This window comes from Mesorhizobium sp. M7A.F.Ca.CA.002.05.1.1 (assembly GCF_003998335.1).
Lineage (GTDB): Bacteria > Pseudomonadota > Alphaproteobacteria > Rhizobiales > Rhizobiaceae > Mesorhizobium.
This window is the reverse complement of record NZ_RZQI01000599.1, coordinates 1-3769: the sequence shown is the minus strand read 5'-3', so window position 1 is coordinate 3769 and position 3769 is coordinate 1. Positions and strand designations below refer to the sequence as shown.

General features: G+C 63.4%; 4 protein-coding genes. All 4 read left to right on the top strand.

The genetic code is table 11. The annotated features are described in order from the left end of the window. Positions 1–209: 209 nt before the first annotated feature. Complete coding sequence (locus EN939_RS24750) at positions 210–437, top strand: hypothetical protein (RefSeq protein ID WP_127270314.1); 228 nt, start codon at positions 210–212, stop codon at positions 435–437. Between the two features lie 147 nt (positions 438–584). Continuing rightward, on the top strand, positions 585–1061 hold the full coding sequence (locus EN939_RS24745) for an RrF2 family transcriptional regulator (protein ID WP_127269713.1): 477 nt from the start codon (positions 585–587) through the stop codon (positions 1059–1061). Positions 1062–1092: 31 nt separating this feature from the next. Continuing rightward, on the top strand, positions 1093–2427 hold the full coding sequence (locus tag EN939_RS24740; RefSeq protein ID WP_127269715.1) for an FAD/NAD(P)-binding protein: 1335 nt from the start codon (positions 1093–1095) through the stop codon (positions 2425–2427). 260 nt (positions 2428–2687) lie between these two features. Next, positions 2688–3769: PLP-dependent cysteine synthase family protein (locus EN939_RS24735; protein WP_164751194.1), on the top strand; the 1082-nt coding region annotated here is incomplete at its 3' end.

Here is a 3769-nt window from a genome sequence, read left to right as displayed (position 1 = left end):
GTAGAGATGGGGCGAAAGCGGTCGTGACGTCCAATCTCCCCACTTGAGGGGGAGATGGCCGGCAGGCCAGAGGGGGGCGCTGGCCCACCGGCCTTTAACCTCCTGAGCTGCTGCGATGGCTGCGCCTACCCCCCCACCGCGAACTAGATTTCCTGCTTCTAACCTCTGCCAGGCAAATTCATGCCTCAAATAGCCAACGATTTGGAAACATGTTCCGCGTGATCGGAGGTAAGTATAGTAATCTTATCGACATGAGGGAACTGGAGGCGACGATGAGCGGCCACTCCATCACCATGATCGCTCGCGACCCGGATCGGCTTTTGCCGTTGCGTGAGTCGACGCCAGTTGGAGGACCATTTGCCATCTCGCTGCCGTCAAAGCGTATTTTTGTGCTCTCTAGGGCACAAAGGCCGGTCAAAATCGCTGCAGCGGCTTGAAAACGAAGCAAAATCAGCAGTTCTCGGCTTGTACATCATGTCACTAGAATTTATGTGTCATGCGGGCTTGGACGCGGCGGCAACGCCCGCCAGGCGTTTTGCAACCGATGGTTCCATGCCGTCGCATGCCAGAGAAATTTTGATCTCATGCTCACCAAAAAAGGTAAGTACGGCCTCAAGGCGCTTGTCCACCTCGCGCGCTTGCCGGCCGGACAGCTCGCCTTCGTCAACGACGTCGCCACCGGCAACAACATCCCGAAGAAATTTCTCGACGCCATCCTGGGCGAGTTGCGCAATGCCGGCTTCGTCCAGAGCCGCAAGGGCAAGGATGGCGGCTATCGCCTGGCGCGCCCCGCCGATGAGATCAAGGTCGGCCATGTGGTGCGCGTCCTCGACGGCCCGCTGGCGCCGATCCCCTGCGCCAGCCGCACCCAGTACCAGCGCTGTGAAGATTGCAACGAGGCGACATGCCAAGTCCGACATCTGATGCTCGAGGTCCGGCAGGCGATCGCCGAGGTGCTCGATCAGCGCAGCCTCGCCGAAATGCGCGATATCTCTCTCGACGACCTGTCGGTCGCGAGGGACATCGGCGATCTGCCGGTCGCGGTGAAGGTCCAGGCCTGACACTGGCGTTGCGCAGAGCGAAGGCACGCCTATGACCGGGCGCGCCAACTCCATCATCATTGTCGGCGGCGGCGCCAGCGGCGTCGTGCTGGCCGCGCATCTCCTGAAGTCGCCCAATCCCGACCTGCGTGTCACGCTGATCGAAAGGCGCCCGCATTTCGGCCAGGGCATCGCCTATTCGACACTGCTGTCGGCGCATGTCTTGAATGTCAGCGCCGCCGGCATGAGCGCCTATGCCGACGATCCCGGCAATTTCTGGCGCTGGCTGCAGGAGCGCGGCCTGGCAACGGCCGAGCAGGCGCCCTTCTATGCGCCGCGCAGCATCTATGCCCGTTACCTCGGCGAGTTGCTCGACGAGCTGCAGGCGCGCGAAAAGCAGACCGGGCGGCTTCGGTTGATCCGCGAGGAAAGCCTCTCGATCACGCCCACCGCATCCGGTGTCGAAGTGGCGCTGGCCAACGGCACCAGCGTCGTTGCGCATCTCGCCGTGCTGGCCACCGGCCACGACGAGGAGCCGGCGCAAGGCCATGCCATCAGGATGGGATCGGAAGCCGATACAGCACTTCCGACCGACGCCGGCGTCATGGTGCTGGGCACCGGCCTGAGCATGGTCGATGCCTTCCTGGCGCTGGAACAGCGCGGCCATCGCGGCGACATCATAGCTGTGTCGCGGCGCGGCCTGTTGCCCTCGCCGCATCGCAAGGGCAATCCGATCAAGCTCGACGTCGCCGACATTCCGCTCGGCACCCAGCTCTCCTATTTCGTCGGCTGGTTCCGCGACCTGATCAAGGAAAACCAGAAGGCCGGCATCGACTGGCGCGACGTCGTCGACGGCCTGCGGCCGTTCAACCAGAAGATCTGGCAGAACTGGCCGGCTTCCGCCAAGCGCCGCTTCGTCGAGCACACCAAGGCCTGGTGGGACATCCACCGCCATCGCATGGCGCCCGAGGTCTACACCCGTGTCACCGAAGCCGTGCAATCCGGCCGCATTCGCCTGGTCGCCGGCCGCGTCGTCGACATCGCGCGCAACGGCGAATTCACCGTCCAGGTCCAGTCACGCCACACGCAGCGTCTCGAGACCTTCGAGGTCGCCCGCATCTACGATTGCTCTGGTATCGTGAGGGACATCTCGACCTCATCGAACAGCGTCGTGCGCTCGCTGGTCGACCGCGGTCTGGCACGGCCGGATCCGCTGCGCATCGGCCTCGATGTATCGGCCAAATGCGAGATCATCGCCGGCGACGGAACCATCTCGGCCAAGATCCTCGCCGTCGGCCCGCTGACGCGCGGCACCTTCTTCGAGATCGACGCCATTCCCGATATCCGCGTGCAGTGTGCGAGGCTGAGCAAGCAGCTGCTGGGATGAGAGCTCCGCGCAAACCCCAACGCCGTCGTCATCCTAGGGCGGAGCAGGAGCGAAGCGACGTCGCGGAGACCCTAGGATGACGAACGCGCGGAGGGTTCGCCGGACTTCGAAGCGACACTTGCCAACCCAAACCCGGAATTTCATTCCGCATCTGGCCGGTTGATTGGCACGATCTATCTTCTTTCCGACTGCAAAGGGCTGGAAAAGAGGATACGCTGCCGCCCTGCCCAGAGGCGGTCGCTTGGTCATGGAGCATCGATATGAGCGAGCACGAGATCGCCGCAGCCGACGAATTGTCCCGCCTGCGTCCGCCCTACAAATCCGTCCTCGACCTGATCGGCCAGACGCCGGTTGTCGAACTGACCAAATTCGACACCGGCAAATGCCGGCTGTTCATCAAGCTTGAAAGCCAGAACCCGGGCGGCTCGATCAAGGACCGTATCGCGCTGTCGATGATCGCCGCGGCTGAAAAGCAGGGCAAGCTTCGGCGCGGCGGCACCATCGTCGAGGCGACCGCCGGCAATACCGGCCTCGGCCTTGCCCAGGTCGGCATCCCCAAGGGCTACCGCATCGTGCTGGTCGTGCCAGACAAGATGTCGCGCGAAAAGATCCAGCATCTGCGCGCGCTCGGCGCCGAGGTGCGCATGACGCGCTCCGATGTCGGCAAGGGCCATGCCGAATATTACCAGGACATGGCCGAGAAGATCGCGGCGGAAACGCCCGGCGCCTTCTATGCCAACCAGTTCGCCAACCCGGCCAATCCGCTGGCGCATGAGACCACCACCGGTCCGGAGATCTTTTCGCAGCTCGACGGTGACGTCGATGCGGTGGTCGTCGGCGTCGGCTCCGGCGGTACGCTGACCGGGCTTGGCCGCTACTTCGCCAAAGTGTCGCCGAAGACCGAAATGGTGCTGGCCGATCCGGTCGGCTCGGTGCTGGCGCCGCTGATCAAGACCGGCAAGATGGAAGAGGCCGGCAGCTGGACCGTCGAAGGCATCGGCGAGGATTTCGTGCCGCCCAACGCCGATCTGTCGCTGGTCAAGAAGGCCTATTCGATCCCCGACAAGCAGAGCATGCTGGCGGTGCGCGACCTCTTGTCGAAGGAAGGTATCCTCGCCGGCTCATCCTCGGGCACGCTTTTGTCCGCCGCGCTGCGCTATTGCCGCGAGCAGACGGTGCCCAAACGCGTTGTCACCTTCGTCTGCGACAGCGGCAACAAATACCTGTCGAAAGTGTTCGACGATTTCTGGCTGGCCGAGCAGGGCCTTGCCGAGCACGAGCAGCATGGCGATCTGCGCGATCTGGTGATGCGCTCGCACCGCACCGGCGACACCGTCTATGT